A 15719-nucleotide genomic window follows, 5' to 3' on the forward strand; every position below is an offset into this window, starting at 1 on the left:
GCGCGAGCGTTAATTGCCGGGCCATGCGCCGCGGCGTACCCTGGCGGAGCAACTTCCTGCTATTTCGGACGTTATCCCGCCATGACCCGCACCGCTCTTGCCACAATCGCCGCTGCCATGCTGCTGACAGGCTGCACGCAGACTTATGTCTCGCCCGTTTCGGTGACCCGCTTCGTCGGCGCGCAGCCGGCGCGGCTCGGCCAGGGCACGATCGTGGTCCGCGCGGCGCCGGGCGAGCCGGGCGACAGCCTGGAGTTCAGCGCCTACACGCGGGCCGTGGCCGCCGAGCTGGCGCAGCTCGGGTACCAGGTCGTATCCGGCGGAACCGCGACCCAAGTCGCCGAAGTTCGCGCCTCGCGGGTGATCGACGAGCCGGTGAACCGCCGCGGCCCAGTCAACGTCGGCGTCGGCGGATCGACCGGCTCCTACGGCTCGGGCATCGGCGTGGGCGTCGGGCTGGACCTGTCGGGCCCGCCGCCGCAGGTCGCCAGCACCCAGATGGGCGTGATCATCCGCGACAACGGCACGGGCCAGTCGCTCTGGGAAGGACGCGCGCAGTTCTCGGCCAGCGCCAACAGCGACTATGCCGACCGCGCGGCCGCCGCCGCCAAGATGGCCGACGCGCTGTTCTCGGGCTTCCCCGGCCAGTCCGGAGAGACTATCGAAGTGGAATGAGCGACATCCACGTGAACGCCGCGTTCGACAGCGGCAACATCGAAGTCCTTTCCGTGGAGGGCGCCACCGCCCGCCTCAGCATTCCCAAGGACAACCACTCCGAATTCTATCAGTGGTTCCACTTCCGCGTATCAGGCGCGGCAGGCCGCGAACTGACGCTGAAGATCGTCGACCTCAACGGCTCCGCCTATCCCGGCGGCTGGACCGACTACGACGCCTGCGTCTCCGAAGACCGCGAATACTGGGGCCGGGCGCCGTCCACGTTCGACAAGGACGAGGACGGCGGCACGCTGACCATCCGCTACACTCCGGCAGGCGATCTGGCCTGGTTCGCCTATTTCGCGCCTTATTCGATGGAGCGGCACCACGATCTCATCGCTGAAGCCGCCGCCTGCGAAGGGGTGGGCTACCGCTGCCTCGGCACGACGCTCGACGGCCAGCCGCTCGACTGCCTGGAGATGGGGCAGGGGGAGACTCAGGTCTGGCTCTATGCCCGCCAGCACCCCGGCGAAACCATGGCCGAATGGTGGATGGAAGGCGCGCTCGAGTGCCTGACCGACCCGGCCGATCCCGTGGCCCGCGTGCTGCGGTCCAAATGCCGCCTGCACATCGTGCCGAACTGCAACCCCGACGGCTCGCGCCGCGGGCATTTGCGCACCAACGCGGTGGGCACCAACCTCAACCGTGAATGGGCCGCGCCCAGCGCGGAGAAGTCGCCCGAAGTGCTGGCCATTCGCAACGCGATGGACAAGACCGGAGTCCACTTCGCCATGGACGTGCACGGCGACGAGGCGATCGCCGCGAACTTCATTGCCGGGTTCGAGGGCATTCCCTCCTGGACCGAGGAACTCGGCGCCAAGTACGCCCGCTATCGCTCGATCCTCGAACGCCGCTCGCCCGATTTCCAGACGGCCCTGGGGTATCCCGTCGCCGCGCCGGCCAAGGCCAACCTGTCGATGAGCACCAACCAGCTCGCGGAGCGCTTCGGCGCCTGCTCGATGACGCTGGAGATGCCGTTCAAGGATAACGCCGACCTGCCCGATCCTGCCCAGGGCTGGAGCCCCGAGCGGTGCAAGCTGCTGGCTCGCGACTGCCTGGCCAGCCTGGCCGAGTGGCTGGAGGACGATCGAGGCTGATGGGCTCGTCCGCGACGGAAGGCCCGCTCCATCGTCCCACGTTTTCCGAACTGACCCGCGTATCCGCGCGGATCGGCTGCCTCTCCTTCGGCGGACCGGCCGGCCAGATCGCGCTGATGCACCGCGAGCTGGTCGACGAACGGCGCTGGGTCGCAGAAGAGGAATACCTCCAGGCGCTCAACCTCTGCCATCTCCTGCCGGGCCCGGAGGCCCAGCAGCTGGCGACGTGGATCGGCTGGAAGCTGCACGGCTGGAAGGGCGGCATCGTCGCCGGCGGGCTGTTCGTGGTCCCGGGCGCGCTGGTCATGCTGGCGCTGTCGATGCTCTACGCCTTGGCGGCCGACCTCCAGTGGTTCGCGGCGCTGTTCCTGGGGATCAAGGCAGCGGTCCTGGCGATCATCGCCCAGGCCCTGCTGAGAATCGCCGGCCGGGCGCTCAAGACGCCGCTGCAGCGGGTCCTCGCCGTCGCGGCCTTCGCCGCCCTGTTCCTGTTCGACGCGCCGTTCCCACTGGTCGTGCTGGCGGCGCTTGCCTTGGGAGCGCTCGTCGGCGCCCAAAAGCCCGAGTGGCTGGCGCTCAAGCCTGCCCAACCGTTGGCAGGCGCAGGCCCCAGCCCCTGGCCCGCGAGCCTGAAGGCCGCGCTGATCTGGGCCGCGATCTGGGCCGCTCCGATGATCGCCGTGCTGGTGTTCCTCGGCCCCGAGCATGTCCTGTGGGACATCGGCGTGTTCTTCTCGCAGCTCGCCGTGGTGACCTTCGGCGGCGCCTATGCCGTGCTCGCCTACATGGCGCAGGAAGCGGTCAGCGGCTTCGGCTGGCTCGCACCGGGGGAGATGGTCGACGGCCTCGGCCTGGCGGAAACGACGCCCGGGCCGCTGATCATGGTCACCCAGTTCGTCGGCTATCTCGCCGCCTTCCGCGCGCCCGATCCGTTCGGGCCGCTGCTCGCCGGGGTGCTCGGCGCGGCGCTGACCACTTGGGTCACGTTTGCGCCGTGCTTCCTGTGGATCTTCGCCTTCGCCCCGTGGATGGAGCGGCTGCAGCGCTCGCCGGCGCTCAAGGGCGGGCTCGCGGCGGTCACGGCCGCCGTAGTCGGGGTCATCGCCAACCTGGCGCTGTGGTTCGCCTTGCACGTGCTGTTCGCGCGACTCTCCGCCGTGCAGGCTGGGCCGCTGCGGCTTGAGGTGCCGGTCTGGGCCAGTTTCGACTGGCGCGCGGCGGCGATCGCCGGCGTCGCGGCGCTGCTCGTGTTCGCCCTCAAGTGGAGCATCGTCCGCACCTTGATCGTCAGCGCCGCTTTGGGACTTTTATTGGGCGCGACAAGCTGACCGGAATGGAACCCGGGCCGCTAAAATCCGTTGATTGAATGGCCCCGACCTTCGTCTCTGCTCCAGCCCGTCGGGGCCGGAAGGAGGCGACATGACTGACCTTCAAGCGAACATCGCCGAGGCCCATCCGAAGCTCATCCTGGCAAGCCGAGTGCTCCGCACGCCGGTCTATACGATCGACGCCGACCGGCTCGGCCACGTCGACGACATCTCCATCGACCGCGTCAGCGGCCAATGCATCTACGGGATCATGTCGTTCGGCGGTGTCTTCGGGATCGGCGAGAAGTACCATCCCCTGCCGTGGGACGTCCTGCAATACGACCCGGAAGTCGGCGGGTTCGAGCTGATGATGACCCGCGAGGAACTGCAGCACGCCCCGCATTACACCCGGGCCGAGATGGAAAAGCTCGGCGGCGCCCGGCACCACGCGCGTGACGCCGAAGTCTCGGACTTCTACGCGACCTACGGCGTATTGCGGTAGCCCGCCTCCGCGGCGGCGAAGCGGCAATCGGCCGCAGCAACGGGCCTTTCCCGGGTCGCACCGCGTTAACCTCGAAAAATCTCCGCCGGGCCGGAACGCTACGGTGCTGCGAAGCTTCTCCCTGCTCAAGCAGAGGGACTTATGAACCAGCAGACCGATCTCACGTACGACAGGACCTTCGAACTGGATGCCCTGCGGCCCACGAGCAGGACCGACAATCCCGCTCCGAAGTCCGCACCTGCCTGTGAGCTGATGTTCTTCTGCGGCGCTCCTTTCGCCCACGTGGTTCGGTACGAGGATCACATCCGCACCAAGCGCAAGGACCACGAATCCCGCGTGCTCCTGCGCAACCAGCCGCCGCGGCGCTGGCGCGGGTTCGAGGACATGCTCATCCCGCCGCTGGCCGACGGCTACGTCCGCGAGACCAACGCCGGCTGAGGCGCCGCGCCTCTGCGCGCGCAGTGGCGGCTTGCCGGGCCGCGATCACTTTAGCAGCTCCTCCACCCAGGCCGGCACCAGCCCGCTCGCCGGGCCGAGCCGCGTCTCGTCGAACCAGGCGGAGCCCTGGCTGCGCTCCAGGTTGAGCTCCAGCGTGCGCGCGCCGGTGCGCTTGGCCTCTTGGACGAAGCCCGCCGCCGGATAGACCGCTCCGCTCGTGCCGATCGAGACGAACAGGTCGGCGCGGGCGAGGGCGGCGAAGATCTCGTCCATGCGGTAGGGTATCTCGCCGAACCAGACGATGTCGGGACGCAGCGCCGCCTCGCCGCAGGAAGGGCAGGGCGGATTGTCGCTTAGGGTGCCTTCCCACCTGTGCCGGGCGTCGCAAGCCGTGCACCAGGCCGACAGCCCCTCGCCATGCATATGCAGCACGCGCGCGGCGCCGGCGCGCTCGTGCAGGTCGTCTATGTTCTGGGTGACGATCAGCAGCTCGCCCGGCCATTCGCGGTCGAGCCGCGCCAGCGCCGCATGGGCCGGGTTCGGCTGCGCCGCGAGGATGTTCGCCCGCCGCTCGTCGTAGAAGCGCTGGACCAGCTCCGGATCGCGGCGGAAGGCCTGCGGCGTGGCGACGTCCTCGACCCGGTGGTCCTCCCACAGGCCGTCTTCGGCGCGGAAGGTGCGAAGGCCGCTTTCGGCGCTGATGCCGGCGCCGGTGAGGATGACGATGTTGCGGACTTGCTCCATGGCTTCCCTTGTCGTCACCCTGAACTTGTTTCAGGGTCCATTCCGCGTCATGCAATGGCGGCTCTGTGGGGCACCATGGATGCCGAAACAAGTTCGGCATGACGAGCTTGGGGAACGGGATTGGCACGTATCGGAATCATCGGCAGCGAAGGGCGCATGGGCCATGCGCTGTCCCGCGCGATCGCAGCGGCCGGGCATGAGTGCTCCGGCGGGATCGACCGCGGCGGCGATCCCGCGCAACTGGCCGACGCCAGCGATGTGCTCGTGGACTTCTCCGCTCCGGCTGCACTGGAGGCCAATCTCCACGCGGCGATCGGCGCCGGCATCCCGATCCTGATCGGCACGACCGGGCTGGAAGATCGGCACCACGTGTTCATCGACAACGCCGCGCGCGACATCGCCGTGCTGCAGACCGGCAACACCTCGCTCGGTGTGACACTCCTCGCCCACCTCGTGCGCGAGGCTGCCGCTCGGCTCGGGCCGGAGTGGGACATCGAAGTGCTCGAGATGCACCACCGGATGAAAGTCGACGCGCCGAGCGGCACGGCGTTCCTGCTCGGCGAAGCGGCGGCCGAGGGGCGGGGCATAGCGCTGGCGGACAATTCCGAGCGGGGCCGCGACGGGCAGACCGGCCGCCGGGCCGAAGGCGCGATCGGCTTCGCCTCCTTGCGCGGCGGAACCGTCGTCGGCGAGCACAGCGTGATCGTGGCCGGGGAGCAGGAACGCATCGTCCTCTCCCACTGTGCCGAGGACCGGATGATCTTCGCCCACGGCGCGGTGCGCGGCGCGGCCTGGCTGACCGGGCAGCCCGGCGGGCGCTACACGATGCCGGAGGTGCTCGGCCTTTGAAGCGCGACGCGGTTTTCGAGTTCTTCCGCCGTCTCGCCGAAGACAATCCGGAGCCGGAAACGGAGCTCGAATACGGCAACGTCTATCAGCTCCTCGTCGCCGTGGTTCTCTCCGCGCAGTCGACCGACGTCGGGGTCAACAAGGCCACCCGGCGGCTGTTCGCGGAAGTCCGCACGCCCGAGCAGATGGTCGCGCTGGGCGAGGAAGGGCTGAAGGACCACATCAAGACCATCGGCCTGTTCAATGCCAAGGCGAAGAACGTCATCGCCCTGTCGGAGAAGCTGATCGCGGAGCACGGCGGCGAGGTCCCGGCCGACCGCGACCTGCTGACCACCCTGCCGGGCGTCGGCCGCAAGACCGCCAACGTGGTGATGAACTGCGCATTCGGCGAGGAAACGTTCGCCGTCGACACCCATGTGTTCCGCGTCGGGAACCGCACAGGCCTGGCGAAGGGCAAGACGCCCGACCAGGTCGAGGCGAAGCTGGAGAAAGTCGTCCCGCAGCCGTTCCGCCGCCACGCCCACCACTGGCTGATCCTGCACGGCCGCTACACCTGCAAGGCGCGGCTGCCGGAATGCTGGCGCTGCCCGGTGATCGACTTGTGCGGCTACCGGAACAAGGTGCTCGAGAAGCCCGTTGGCAAAGGGAAGCGGGCGAGTGCTCCGTCTTGAAGGTGACGCAGCGCGTTCGCCGAAGGAGAGCAAGCATGATCAAGCGACCCGTCACAGCACTGTCCCTCGTCGCCGCCGCAGCCGCGCTCGCCGCGTGCACGGCCCAGGCCGACAGGGCGGAGCAAAGCCGGGCCCCCGCCGCCCTAGCGGTGGGCGAGCCCGTCAGCTGCATCGAGACCAGCCTGATATCCGACACCCGCGTGCACGACGACCGCACGATCGACTTCGAGATGCGCGGCGGCAGGCTCTACCGCAACACGCTGCCGTACAGATGCAGCGGCCTCGGCTTCCAGGAGCGCTTCGGCTACAAGACGACCATCGGCCGGCTGTGCAGCACCGACACGATCACCGTGCTGCAGTCCGGCGGCATCAACGGCCCGACCTGCGGGCTGGGTCAGTTCGTGCCGATCCAGCTGAGCGCCGCGCCCGGGTAACCGAGGGCGGGCCTGATCGGCCTCACTCAAATGCTTCGCACCAAAATCCTCCCCGGGACGGGGAGGGGGGCCGCCCGCGCAGCGGGTGGTGGAGGGGGCTTGTGGCCTGGACGAACAGTTGCTCCGAGCCGCGCCCCCTCCGTCAGCGCTTCGCGCTGCCACCTCCCCCAGAGGGGGAGGATTTTGGCACACTCTGAATCCTCCCCGGGACGGGGAGGGGGACCGCCCGCGCAGCGGGTGGTGGAGGGGGCTTATGGCCTGGACGAACAGTTGCTCCACGCCGCGGCCCCCCCTCCGTCAGCCCTGCGGGCTGCCACCTCCCCGTCCCGGGGAGGAATTAGGGTCGCTTCCCCCCGGTTCCTCGCTCGTCGCGCTGATCACTTGCGCGGCGACGAGATCGCCGACCACGTTCAGCGTCGTGCGGCACATGTCCAGGAAGCGGTCAACGCCGAGGATCAGCCCTATCCCGGCGGGATTGACCCCGACCCCGGCCAGGATCAGCGCGATGACCGGCAGCGAACCGGCGGGCACGCCGGCGGTGCCGATGCCCGCCAGGATGCACACCAGCATCACGAAGATCTGGTCGCCGATCGTCAGCGGCACGCCGAAGAATTGCGCCAGGAACAGCACGGTCACGCCTTCGAACATGGCGGTGCCGTTCTGGTTGGCGGTGGCGCCGATGGTCAGCACGAAGCGCGAGATCTTCGGCGGCAGCTTCAGCTCCGTCTCGGCCACCCGCAGCGCGGTGGGCAGGGTGGCGTTGGAGCTGGCGGTGGAGAACGCCATCACGCTCGCCTCGCGCGTCTCGCGGAAGAACGCGATCGGGCTTTTCCTGGCGATGAACTTCAGCAGCAGCGGGAAGACGCCGAACATCTGGATCGCCAGCGCCAGCAGCACGACCCCGACGAACGCGGCCAGCTTGAACAGCAGGTCCCAGCCGAATTGCGCGGCAAGGTTGAACATGAAGCAGAAGATCGCGATCGGGGCGAGCTGGATGACGAAGCCGATCAGCTTCATCGCCACTTCGAACAGGCCCTCGATGGCGTCCTTCAAGGCTTCGGTGCGCCGCGTCTGAACGGCAAGCAGGCCGATGCCGAACACCAGGGCGAAGAACATCACCGCCAGGATGTCGTTCTCGCTCATCGCCGTGATGACGTTCGACGGCACCAGCCCGATCACCGCGTCCACGCCCGTGGCGGCCTCTCCCGAACGCTCGACGATCCCGCGAGCGCCCTCGGCGCCCTGGGCCAGCAGCTCGTTCGCCGCCGCCCGGTCCACGCCGGCGCCCGGCTGCAGCAGGTTCACCAGGGTGATCGACAGGCCCACGGCGATTCCGGAGACCACCACGGTGTAGACCAGCGTGCGGATGCCGATCTTCTTGAGCGCGCGGACTTCGCCCATCTCGGCAATGCCGACCACCAGCGCGCTGAACAGCAGCGGGATCACCAGCATGAACAGCAGCCGCAGGAAGATCTGCCCGATCGGGTTGGTGACGTACGTCACGACCGTCTCCACCCAGGCCGCGTCGCGCGCGAACGTGTAGGCGAGCAAGCCGGCGGTGAGGCCGAGCACGAAGCCCATCAGGATGCGCCACTGCAGCTTGCCGTGGCCGATCGGCGCCGCCTTGGCGGCCATTTCTGCGGCGTCGCTCATCCGGTCTTCTCTCCCCTGACGGTTATCCTGCAAGTGCGGCCATGGCGATGCGGCGGTAAATGCGCGCCAAGGCGTGAAGGTCCTCCACCGCGACCGCTTCGTCGCGCTTGTGCATCGTCGCGTTGACCAGGCCGAACTCGATCACCGGGCACAGGTCCTTCAGGAACCGCGCGTCCGAGGTGCCGCCGCCGGTCGAGGCTTCGGGGTCCATCCCGGTCTCCGCCTTCACGGCATCGGCGATGATCCGCGAAAACGCGCCGGGCGGGGTCAGGAACGGTTCGCCGGAGATGACCGGGCGGGCGGTGCCGCCGTGGCTTTGCGCGATCTCGGTCACTCTGCGGCTGAGCTCGGCGCCGCTATGCAGGTCGTTGAAGCGGATCGAGATCCGCGCCCGGGCTGTGTTGGGGATGACGTTGGTGGCGGAATTGCCGACATGCAGGTCGGTGATCTCGAGGTTCGAGGGCTGGAACCAGTCCGTCCCTTCGTCGAGCACGAGCGCATCTAGTTCCGCGAGCATCGCCACCAGGCGCGGGATCGGGTTGTCGGCCAGGTGCGGGTAGGCGACGTGCCCCTCGCGCCCTTGCGCCTCGAGCCAGATGTTGACCGATCCGCGCCGGCCGATCTTCATCGTGTCGCCCAGGCGGTTGACGCTGGTCGGCTCGCCGACGAGGCACAAGTCCGGCAGCTCGCCGCGCTCGCGGATCAGGTCGATCAGCGCGCGGGTGCCGAACAGCGCCTCGCCTTCCTCGTCGCCGGTGATGATGAAGCTGAGCGTGCCCGCTTCCCGTGGCACGTCGGCCGCCGCCGCCGCCATCGCCGCTACGGCTCCCTTCATGTCGACAGCGCCGCGGCCGTAGAGCAGCTCGCCGCCCGGCATCTGCCGCCGCTCGGGTGTAAAAGCGCCGCTGGTCCAGCCCTCGCCGGCGGGCACGACATCGACATGGCCGGCGAATGCGAAGTGCTTCGAACCCGCGGGCCCATGCCGGATGGCAAAGCAGTTCTCGACCGCGCCGCCTGCCGAGCCTTCCCCGGCCACGAACCGGTGCACCGCGAAACCGAGCGGCGCCAGCATCGCCTCCAGCGCGTCGAACACAGGCCCGCGCGCAGGGGTCACGCTCTCGCAGGCAATCAGCGCCTCGGCGAGCGCGGCGGCGTCTCTGGCCTTGTCCATCAGCGGGGGTTAGACGAGCACGCCGCAGCTTTCCAGTCGGAGCGCACCGCCATGCCCAAGCTCGATCTCGATGCGATCCCGCAAACCGACCGCACCGGCTATCCCGATCCCTACGACCGCGACGTCGCCGGCCGCTGGTACCGGCGCCTGGCCCCGGCGGCCGGGCTGACCGAGATGGGCGCCAGCCACGTCGTCCTGCAGCCCGGCGCCTGGTCCTCGCAGCGCCACTGGCACTCGGCCGAAGACGAACTGCTGGTGATGATCGCCGGCGAGGCGGTGCTGGTCGAGGACGACGGCGAGACCGTGCTGCGCGCCGGCGACGTGGCCGCCTGGCCTAAGGGGGTGCGCAACGGCCACCACCTGCAGAACCGCAGCGCCGAGGATTGCGTGTTCATCGCCATCAGCGCGGGCGACAGTGCCGACGACCGCGGCGAATATCCCGACATCGACCTCATGTTCGCCGGCCGGGACTACTTCCACAAGGACGGCACGCCCTACCCGGCGAAGGGCTGATCGGCCCCCGATCCCGTTCGTCCTGAGCTTGTCGAAGGACGCTAGCGCGGCGCTCGCGGTTCGACAGGCTCACCACGAACGGGAGGGGTGGTGCAGTGAGATGAGGCTACGCACCGACGTGGCGGAGCCCCGATCCCGTTCGTCCTGAGCTCGTCGAAGGACGCTAGCGCGGCATCCGTAGTTCGACAGGCTCACCACGAAAGGGAGAGGTCAAGCTTCGACCATCTCGAACTGCTCGATGGTCCATTCCTCGTTCTCGGCTTCGCGGATCCAGTGCTGCATCCAATCGTGCTCCCACACGGCCTGCATGTAGGCCTGGGCGAAGCCGGGCACGCCGATGCCGTAAGTCACGAAACGGCTGACCACCGGCGCGTAGAAGATGTCGGCGGCACAGAAAGTACCGAACAGGAACGGGCCGCCGGCGCCGAACCGCGCGCGCGCCTCGGCCCACAGGCCCAAAATGCGCACGATGTCGGAGCGGGCCTCGTCAGTCAGCTGGATGCCCTCGATTCGCCGGCGAATGTTCATCGGACACTGGCGGCGCAGGCCGAGGTAGGAGCTGTGCATTTCGGCGACCATCGCCCGGGCCATCCCGCGCGCGGCATCGTCCTTCGGCCAGAACCGCTCACGCCCGACTTTGTCGGCGAGGTATTCCAGGATCGCCAGGCTGTCCCACACCACCACATCGTCGTCCCAGAGCACGGGGACTTTGCCGGCGGACGGCTGAAAATCGCCTTCCTGCCGCTTCATCGCCTGCCAGTCGTCGCCGTCGATATGCACGGTCAGTTCCTCAAAGGAGAGACCCGACTGCTTCGCGGCGAGCCAGCCGCGCAGCGACCAGCTGGAATAGTTCTTGTTGCCGATGATCAGCTTCATGCCTGGCGCCCTGTTACCTGTGGGGCCGCACTAGGGCATTCGCGCCGGGGCTGTCGAGGCTCAACCCCGGCGCTTGGCATCGGTGCGCCGAATGGTATCGTGCCGCCAAGCGCAGGCAGAGGCGCAGGGAGAGGTGCTTGTCATGACAACGAGAATACCCGGCGCGCTCGCGGCAGCGGCGCTGCTCGCCATTCCCACAGCGGTGTTCGGCCACCATTCTTTCGCGGTGTTCTTCGATCCGCAGAAGAGCGTGTCGATCACCGGGACTGTGACGGCGTTCCGCTTCACCAACCCGCACGGGACGGTAGCGCTCGATGTCCGGAAGCCTAATGGAGCGGTGGAGAAGTGGCGCGCGGAGACCAATGCTCCGGTGATCCTCACCCGCCGCGGCTGGTCGCGAACTTCGGTCAAGCCGGGGGACGTAGTCACGATCGAGGGCTGGCCATCCCGCGACGGGCGGCCCTACATGCGCTTGCGCGAAATGCGTGATGCCGCCGGCAAGCTGGTGGGCAGCGCGCCGTTCCGCGAATCGGAGCAGAGCTGACGATGCGCCGCGGCATCGCCGTGATCGCCGCCGCGCTGCTGGCGGCTTCTCTGCCGGCTGCGGCACAGGATGCCGAGCACCCGGACCTGTCGGGCTTCTGGAGCGCGCCGCTCCAGGCGTTCCCCATGCCGGAGGACCTGAAGGCCAAGCTGCCGCCCGGCACCGTCGTGATCGACGATACCGGCCCGGCGGAGTTCCCGCGCGGGGAATACGGCGGGCTGGAGCTCACGCCTGCGGCGGAGGCGCTGGCGGCGGACTGGCAGCCCGAGGATGACATGGCGCTGGACCGCGTCTGCCTGGCGCCGTCGATCGTGTATTCGCTGCAGGGGCCGTTCCCGTTCGAGATCGTGCAGGCCCCGGGGCTGCTGGTATTCCGCTACGAATATTATGACCAGGTCCGCCTGATCTACACCGACGGGCGCGGCCATCCGCCGGCCGATGCGCCGCATTCCAAGATGGGCCATTCGATCGGTCACTGGGAAGGCGACGAGCTGGTGGTCGACACGACCCACCTCGCGCCGTCGACGATCACCAACAACGGGCTGTTCCATTCGGATAAGGCGCACATGATCGAACGTTACCGCGTGAGCCAGGACGGCAAGCGCCTGGAAGCGACGCAATGGTTCGAGGATCCGGAGATGCTCGCGAACAGCGGCGCGCGCTTCGTGGCCTGGCAGAAGGATCCGGCGGGATACGTCCACCCTTACGAGTGCGACCCGACCTTCGCGCTCGAGTATCAGGGCGTGGCCGGCGCATCGGCAGAGTAACGCGCCGGGCACAGTCTGCTCAGGTGCGCACGTCCGTCAGCACGGCGGCGCGCAGTTCGGGGATGCCCATGCCCTTCTCCGCGCTGGTGACATGGATCTGCGGAAAGGCCGCGGGATGCTTGCGGGCGGCGGCTTCGACCTCGGCCAGGACAGCGGCCAGTTCGCTGGCCTTGATCTTGTCGGCCTTGGTCAGGACCAGGCGGTAACTCGCCGCGGATTCGTCGAGCATCGTCATCATCTCCGCGTCGACCGCCTTGATGCCGTGGCGGCTGTCGATCAGCACCAGGGTGCGCTTCAGGACCGCGCGCCCGCGCAGGTATGTGCGCATGAGCTTCTTCCACTTGTCGACCACCGCCAGCGGCGCCTTGGCGAAGCCGTAGCCGGGCATGTCGACCAGGCGGAACTGCGTCGGCTCGCCCACTTCGAAGAAGTTGAGCTCCTGCGTGCGCCCGGGCGTTACCGAGGTGCGCGCGATCGCCTTGCGGCCGGTCAGCGCGTTGAGCAGCGAGCTCTTGCCGACGTTGGACCGCCCGCAGAAGGCGATCTCCGGCGCGGTCGGCTCAGGCAGGAACTTGAGCTGCGGCGCCGAGAGGAGGAAATCGACGCGGCCGGAGAACAGCCGTGCGGCCTCTTCGGCCAATTGCTCGGTGTCATCCATGGCCGTTCGGCCCTGCAAGGTGTGCGAAACCGTTCACTCTGTACCCTTCTCGCGCTCGGCGGCGCGGGCCTTCTCGGCCTTGTCCTTCTCCGCCTGCGCTTTCAGCTGCGGGTGCTTGGCGTAGAGATAGCTCTGCTGCGCTAGCGTCAGCACGTTGGAGGTGATCCAGTAGATCAGCAGCCCGGCGGCGAACGGCGCCATCACGAACATCAGGACCCACGGCATGATCGAGAAGATCTGCTGCTGCATCGGGTCCATCGCCGTGGGGTTCAGGCGGAACGTCAGCCACATTGTGATGCCGAGCAGGACCGCCAGCACGCCGATGGCGAGGAAGCTGGGCGGCGTGAACGGCAGCAGGCCGAAGAGGTTCAGGATATGCGCCGGATCCGGGGCCGAGAGATCCTCGATCCACAGCGCGAAAGGCTTGTGGCGCATCTCGATGGCTAGGATCAGAACTTTGTAGAGCGCGAAGAAGATCGGGATCTGGATGAAGATCGGCAGGCAGCCTGCCAGGGGGTTGATCTTCTCCTCACGGTAGAGCTTGGCCATCTCCTGCTGGAGCTGCGGCTTGTCGTTCTTGTAGCGTTCCTGGAGCGCCTTCATCTTCGGCTGCACGGCGCGCATCTGCGCCATGGAGGCGAACTGCTTCTGCGCGATCGGGAACATCACCAGGCGGATGATCACCGTCAGCAGCATGATCGCCACGCCGAAGTTGCCGACCAGGTCGTAAAGCTGGTTGAGCAGCCAGAAGATCGGTTTCTCGAACCAGCGGAACCAGCCCCAGTCGATCGCCAGGCCGAACTTGGTCACGCCGGCTTCCTCGTAGGCATCGAGGACGGCGCTTTCCTTGGCGCCGGCGAACAGGCGGGTGGTGCGGGTGACCTGCCGGCCGTCCGCCACGGTCACCGGATCGTAGATCAGGTCGGCACGGAAGCTCTCGGTGTCGAGCGCGCGGAAATCCGCCGAGGCTCGCGCTCCGTCCTGCGGGACAAGAGCGGCGAGCCAGTAGATGTCGGTGAAGCCGAGCCAGCCGGGATTGCTGCCTGGCGTGACGCGGCCGGCCTCGGCCACGTCCTCGTAGTTCCAGTCGAAGTCCACCGCTCCGGCGAACGCCCCGATCGGACCGGTGTGCACGTTCCAGGTGTCGGGATCGGCAGTGCGGCTGGTGCGGTTGAGGAAGGCGTAAGGCTGCGCGATGACCGGCGCGCCGGACGTGTTGGCGACTGTCTGTTCGGCCGAGAGCATGTAGTGCTCGTCGATCGTGAAGCGGATCGTGAAGAGCAGGCCTTCGCCGTTGTTCCACCGCAGCGTCACCGGGTTGCCGGGCGCCAGCGGGCCGCCTTCGGCCTGCCACACGGTTTGCGCGCCGGGCAGGTTGATGCCCTCTCCGACCCAGCCGAACTGGGCGAACTGCTGCGTGGGGGTTCCGGCGGGCGCGAACAGGCGCACCGGGCCGCTGTCCTCGTCGACGGTCTGGCGGTGGGTCTTGAGCAGGATATCGTCAACGCGCGCGCCGACCGGGTTGATCGAGCCGGCGACTTGCGGCGCGTCGATCCGCACGCGGCCCGCGGCGCGAAGCTCGGTGGCGAGATCGCGCTGCTGCCGCACGGTGTCGGCCGCATCGATCGGCGCGCCCTGGGCGTTGCCGGCCGGGGCAGCGGCACGCTCAGCTGGGGTATCGGCCCGCTGCGTCGCTTCCGTCGGGGCGGCGGGCTGCGGGTACAGCCGCTGCACCGCGAAATCCCAGCCGAACAGCAGGAGCGCGCTCAGCACCACGGCGAGGATCAGGTTGCGCTGGTTGTCCACTCAAAATCCCTATTTCGTGCGGTCCGGACCCTCAGGGCACCGGGTCGTAGCCATGTCCCCCCCAGGGGTGGCAGCGCATTAGCCGCTTGGCCGCCATCCATCCACCCTTGATCGCGCCGTATCTGCCGAGTGCCTGAATGGCATATTCGCTGCACGAAGGCTGGTAGCGGCACGAGGGCGGAAGAATGCGCGAAGGGCCGAGTTGCCACCCGCGCGCGACGAGGATCAGGAGCCGTTTCATTCCGGCGCCTGGGAGGGTTTATCACGCGGAGGCGCGGAGGCGCGGAGAAGAATTGGCGCTCGCAGAGGCGCAGAGGCGCAGAGGAGTGTCGCCTGCGGCGAAGCCGCCCTCCATTTCGCACGAGCACGCCAGGCGCGCCCGGTCAGATGATGGAGATCCGCCTTCGGCGGCAAGCCATCTCTGCGCCTCTGCGCCTCTGCGAGCGAAACAAAAACTCCGCGTCTCTGCGTCTCCGTGTGAATCATTTTCGCCGCCTCCGCGGTGGATCGCCCTTGTTCTCGCGGGCGCGGGTGAGGGCGGCGGTCAGTTCGGCGCGCATCGCGGCGAAATCCCGCTCGACGCCGCCTTCGCGGCCGATCAGCACGTGGTCGTGATCGGGCAGGCCTTCTTCCGGCAGCGCATCCCGCAGCAGCTCGCGGAAGCGCCGTTTCATCCGGTTGCGAACGACGGCATTGCCGATCTTCTTGGTGACGGTGACCCCGTAGCGCTTGCCCAGGCCCCCGTTGGGGTTGGTCAGCAGTACGAAGCCGGGCCGCGCATTGCGCAGGCCGCGGTTGGCGGCCAGGAAATCGGCGCGCTTGCGCAGGACTTGGATGGGGTCACCCATGGCGGGCCTGAGGTAAGCACTGGCCGAGCGCGCGGCCAGCCGATCGCAGGCGCGCAATTGCGCCGGCCGCTAAGCCGTAAGCCAAAGAGCCCGAAAAGGCCCCGCCGGGGCCCGACGGGCGAACGGA

The 15719-nt window shown here is 68.2% G+C and carries 19 protein-coding genes; 11 read left to right on the forward strand and 8 right to left on the reverse strand.

Annotated elements, in window-relative coordinates:
* Window positions 1–81 precede the first annotated feature (81 nt).
* The 5 genes from GRI75_RS02860 (at window position 82) to GRI75_RS02880 (ending at window position 4058) form a co-directional block, all read left to right on the forward strand.
* Entirely contained in the window at window positions 82–675 is a 594-nt protein-coding gene (locus GRI75_RS02860; RefSeq protein ID WP_160745404.1) for a DUF4136 domain-containing protein, read from the forward strand.
* Window positions 672–1811, forward strand: a complete 1140-nt coding sequence (locus GRI75_RS02865) for a M14 family metallopeptidase (protein ID WP_160745405.1) — start codon at window positions 672–674, stop codon at window positions 1809–1811. The genes GRI75_RS02860 and GRI75_RS02865 overlap by 4 nt, the downstream gene beginning before the upstream one ends.
* Complete coding sequence (gene chrA, locus GRI75_RS02870; protein WP_160745406.1) at window positions 1811–3139, forward strand: chromate efflux transporter; 1329 nt, start codon at window positions 1811–1813, stop codon at window positions 3137–3139. Before GRI75_RS02865 ends, chrA begins: the two co-directional genes overlap by 1 nt.
* 91 nt (window positions 3140–3230) lie before the next feature.
* Entirely contained in the window at window positions 3231–3620 is a 390-nt protein-coding gene (locus tag GRI75_RS02875; RefSeq protein WP_160745407.1) for a PRC-barrel domain-containing protein, read from the forward strand.
* 141 nt (window positions 3621–3761) lie between these two features.
* Entirely contained in the window at window positions 3762–4058 is a 297-nt protein-coding gene (locus GRI75_RS02880; RefSeq protein ID WP_160745408.1) for a hypothetical protein, read from the forward strand.
* Window positions 4059–4103: 45 nt separating this feature from the next.
* On the opposite strand, the gene GRI75_RS02885 is transcribed toward GRI75_RS02880, so the two are convergent.
* Window positions 4104–4802: an NAD-dependent deacylase gene (locus GRI75_RS02885; protein ID WP_160745534.1), complete on the reverse strand. Its 699-nt coding sequence runs from the start codon at window positions 4800–4802 to the stop codon at window positions 4104–4106.
* A gap of 120 nt (window positions 4803–4922) precedes the next feature.
* Here GRI75_RS02885 and dapB point away from each other — a divergent pair, with 120 nt between their 5' ends.
* From dapB to GRI75_RS02900, 3 genes are read left to right on the forward strand one after another with little or no spacing between them, the layout of a single operon-like run.
* The gene (gene dapB, locus GRI75_RS02890; RefSeq protein ID WP_160745409.1) at window positions 4923–5651 is read left to right on the forward strand and encodes a 4-hydroxy-tetrahydrodipicolinate reductase; all 729 of its coding nucleotides are present in this window, start codon (window positions 4923–4925) and stop codon (window positions 5649–5651) included.
* On the forward strand, window positions 5648–6322 hold the full coding sequence (gene nth, locus GRI75_RS02895) for an endonuclease III (protein WP_160745410.1): 675 nt from the start codon (window positions 5648–5650) through the stop codon (window positions 6320–6322). The genes dapB and nth overlap by 4 nt, the downstream gene beginning before the upstream one ends.
* 35 nt (window positions 6323–6357) lie before the next feature.
* Entirely contained in the window at window positions 6358–6756 is a 399-nt protein-coding gene (locus GRI75_RS02900; RefSeq protein ID WP_202389534.1) for a DUF6491 family protein, read from the forward strand.
* A gap of 297 nt (window positions 6757–7053) precedes the next feature.
* Here the strand turns inward: GRI75_RS02900 and GRI75_RS02905 are convergent, their stop codons facing one another.
* Both GRI75_RS02905 and dapE read right to left on the reverse strand, forming a co-directional pair.
* The gene (locus GRI75_RS02905; protein WP_235911139.1) at window positions 7054–8409 is read right to left on the reverse strand and encodes a dicarboxylate/amino acid:cation symporter; all 1356 of its coding nucleotides are present in this window, start codon (window positions 8407–8409) and stop codon (window positions 7054–7056) included.
* 22 nt (window positions 8410–8431) lie between these two features.
* Complete coding sequence (gene dapE / locus GRI75_RS02910; protein ID WP_160745411.1) at window positions 8432–9580, reverse strand: succinyl-diaminopimelate desuccinylase; 1149 nt, start codon at window positions 9578–9580, stop codon at window positions 8432–8434.
* Between the two features lie 51 nt (window positions 9581–9631).
* Between dapE and GRI75_RS02915 the strand changes: the two genes are divergently transcribed.
* The gene (locus GRI75_RS02915) at window positions 9632–10093 is read left to right on the forward strand and encodes a cupin domain-containing protein (RefSeq protein ID WP_160745412.1); all 462 of its coding nucleotides are present in this window, start codon (window positions 9632–9634) and stop codon (window positions 10091–10093) included.
* A 210-nt stretch (window positions 10094–10303) separates the two neighbouring features.
* On the opposite strand, the gene GRI75_RS02920 is transcribed toward GRI75_RS02915, so the two are convergent.
* Entirely contained in the window at window positions 10304–10969 is a 666-nt protein-coding gene (locus tag GRI75_RS02920) for a glutathione S-transferase family protein (RefSeq protein WP_160745413.1), read from the reverse strand.
* A gap of 142 nt (window positions 10970–11111) precedes the next feature.
* On the opposite strand from GRI75_RS02920, the gene GRI75_RS02925 reads away from it, so the two are divergent.
* Both GRI75_RS02925 and GRI75_RS02930 read left to right on the forward strand, forming a co-directional pair.
* Window positions 11112–11513 carry a DUF6152 family protein gene (locus GRI75_RS02925; RefSeq protein WP_160745414.1) on the forward strand — a complete coding sequence of 134 codons (402 nt, stop codon included), beginning with the start codon at window positions 11112–11114 and terminating at the stop codon, window positions 11511–11513.
* A gap of 2 nt (window positions 11514–11515) precedes the next feature.
* Window positions 11516–12280: a hypothetical protein gene (locus GRI75_RS02930; protein WP_160745415.1), complete on the forward strand. Its 765-nt coding sequence runs from the start codon at window positions 11516–11518 to the stop codon at window positions 12278–12280.
* A 19-nt stretch (window positions 12281–12299) separates the two neighbouring features.
* Here GRI75_RS02930 and yihA read toward each other — a convergent pair whose 3' ends face one another.
* From yihA to rnpA, 4 genes are all read right to left on the reverse strand, one after another.
* Window positions 12300–12938 carry a ribosome biogenesis GTP-binding protein YihA/YsxC gene (gene yihA, locus GRI75_RS02935; RefSeq protein WP_160745416.1) on the reverse strand — a complete coding sequence of 213 codons (639 nt, stop codon included), beginning with the start codon at window positions 12936–12938 and terminating at the stop codon, window positions 12300–12302.
* 33 nt (window positions 12939–12971) lie between these two features.
* Entirely contained in the window at window positions 12972–14744 is a 1773-nt protein-coding gene (yidC, locus tag GRI75_RS02940) for a membrane protein insertase YidC (protein ID WP_160745417.1), read from the reverse strand.
* Between the two features lie 31 nt (window positions 14745–14775).
* Entirely contained in the window at window positions 14776–14985 is a 210-nt protein-coding gene (gene yidD / locus GRI75_RS02945; protein WP_160745418.1) for a membrane protein insertion efficiency factor YidD, read from the reverse strand.
* A gap of 241 nt (window positions 14986–15226) precedes the next feature.
* Complete coding sequence (gene rnpA / locus GRI75_RS02950; protein ID WP_160745419.1) at window positions 15227–15592, reverse strand: ribonuclease P protein component; 366 nt, start codon at window positions 15590–15592, stop codon at window positions 15227–15229.
* Window positions 15593–15719 lie beyond the last annotated feature (127 nt).

The sequence above is a fragment of the Croceibacterium soli genome, assembly GCF_009828065.1.
GTDB lineage: Bacteria > Pseudomonadota > Alphaproteobacteria > Sphingomonadales > Sphingomonadaceae > Croceibacterium_B > Croceibacterium_B soli.

Excerpts from the sequence above, each read along its gene's own strand:
- GRI75_RS02860 (WP_160745404.1), top strand. The coding sequence starts at position 82 with ATGACCCGCACCGCTCTTGCCACAATCGCCGCTGCCATGCTGCTGACA.
- GRI75_RS02865 (WP_160745405.1), top strand. The coding sequence starts at position 672 with ATGAGCGACATCCACGTGAACGCCGCGTTCGACAGCGGCAACATCGAA.
- chrA (WP_160745406.1), top strand. The coding sequence starts at position 1,811 with ATGGGCTCGTCCGCGACGGAAGGCCCGCTCCATCGTCCCACGTTTTCC.
- GRI75_RS02875 (WP_160745407.1), top strand. The coding sequence starts at position 3,231 with ATGACTGACCTTCAAGCGAACATCGCCGAGGCCCATCCGAAGCTCATC.
- GRI75_RS02880 (WP_160745408.1), top strand. The coding sequence starts at position 3,762 with ATGAACCAGCAGACCGATCTCACGTACGACAGGACCTTCGAACTGGAT.
- GRI75_RS02885 (WP_160745534.1), bottom strand. The coding sequence starts at position 4,802 with ATGGAGCAAGTCCGCAACATCGTCATCCTCACCGGCGCCGGCATCAGC.
- GRI75_RS02900 (WP_202389534.1), top strand. The coding sequence starts at position 6,358 with ATGATCAAGCGACCCGTCACAGCACTGTCCCTCGTCGCCGCCGCAGCC.
- GRI75_RS02905 (WP_235911139.1), bottom strand. The coding sequence starts at position 8,409 with ATGAGCGACGCCGCAGAAATGGCCGCCAAGGCGGCGCCGATCGGCCAC.
- dapE (WP_160745411.1), bottom strand. The coding sequence starts at position 9,580 with ATGGACAAGGCCAGAGACGCCGCCGCGCTCGCCGAGGCGCTGATTGCC.
- GRI75_RS02915 (WP_160745412.1), top strand. The coding sequence starts at position 9,632 with ATGCCCAAGCTCGATCTCGATGCGATCCCGCAAACCGACCGCACCGGC.
- GRI75_RS02920 (WP_160745413.1), bottom strand. The coding sequence starts at position 10,969 with ATGAAGCTGATCATCGGCAACAAGAACTATTCCAGCTGGTCGCTGCGC.
- GRI75_RS02925 (WP_160745414.1), top strand. The coding sequence starts at position 11,112 with ATGACAACGAGAATACCCGGCGCGCTCGCGGCAGCGGCGCTGCTCGCC.
- GRI75_RS02930 (WP_160745415.1), top strand. The coding sequence starts at position 11,516 with ATGCGCCGCGGCATCGCCGTGATCGCCGCCGCGCTGCTGGCGGCTTCT.
- yihA (WP_160745416.1), bottom strand. The coding sequence starts at position 12,938 with ATGGATGACACCGAGCAATTGGCCGAAGAGGCCGCACGGCTGTTCTCC.
- yidD (WP_160745418.1), bottom strand. The coding sequence starts at position 14,985 with ATGAAACGGCTCCTGATCCTCGTCGCGCGCGGGTGGCAACTCGGCCCT.
- rnpA (WP_160745419.1), bottom strand. The coding sequence starts at position 15,592 with ATGGGTGACCCCATCCAAGTCCTGCGCAAGCGCGCCGATTTCCTGGCC.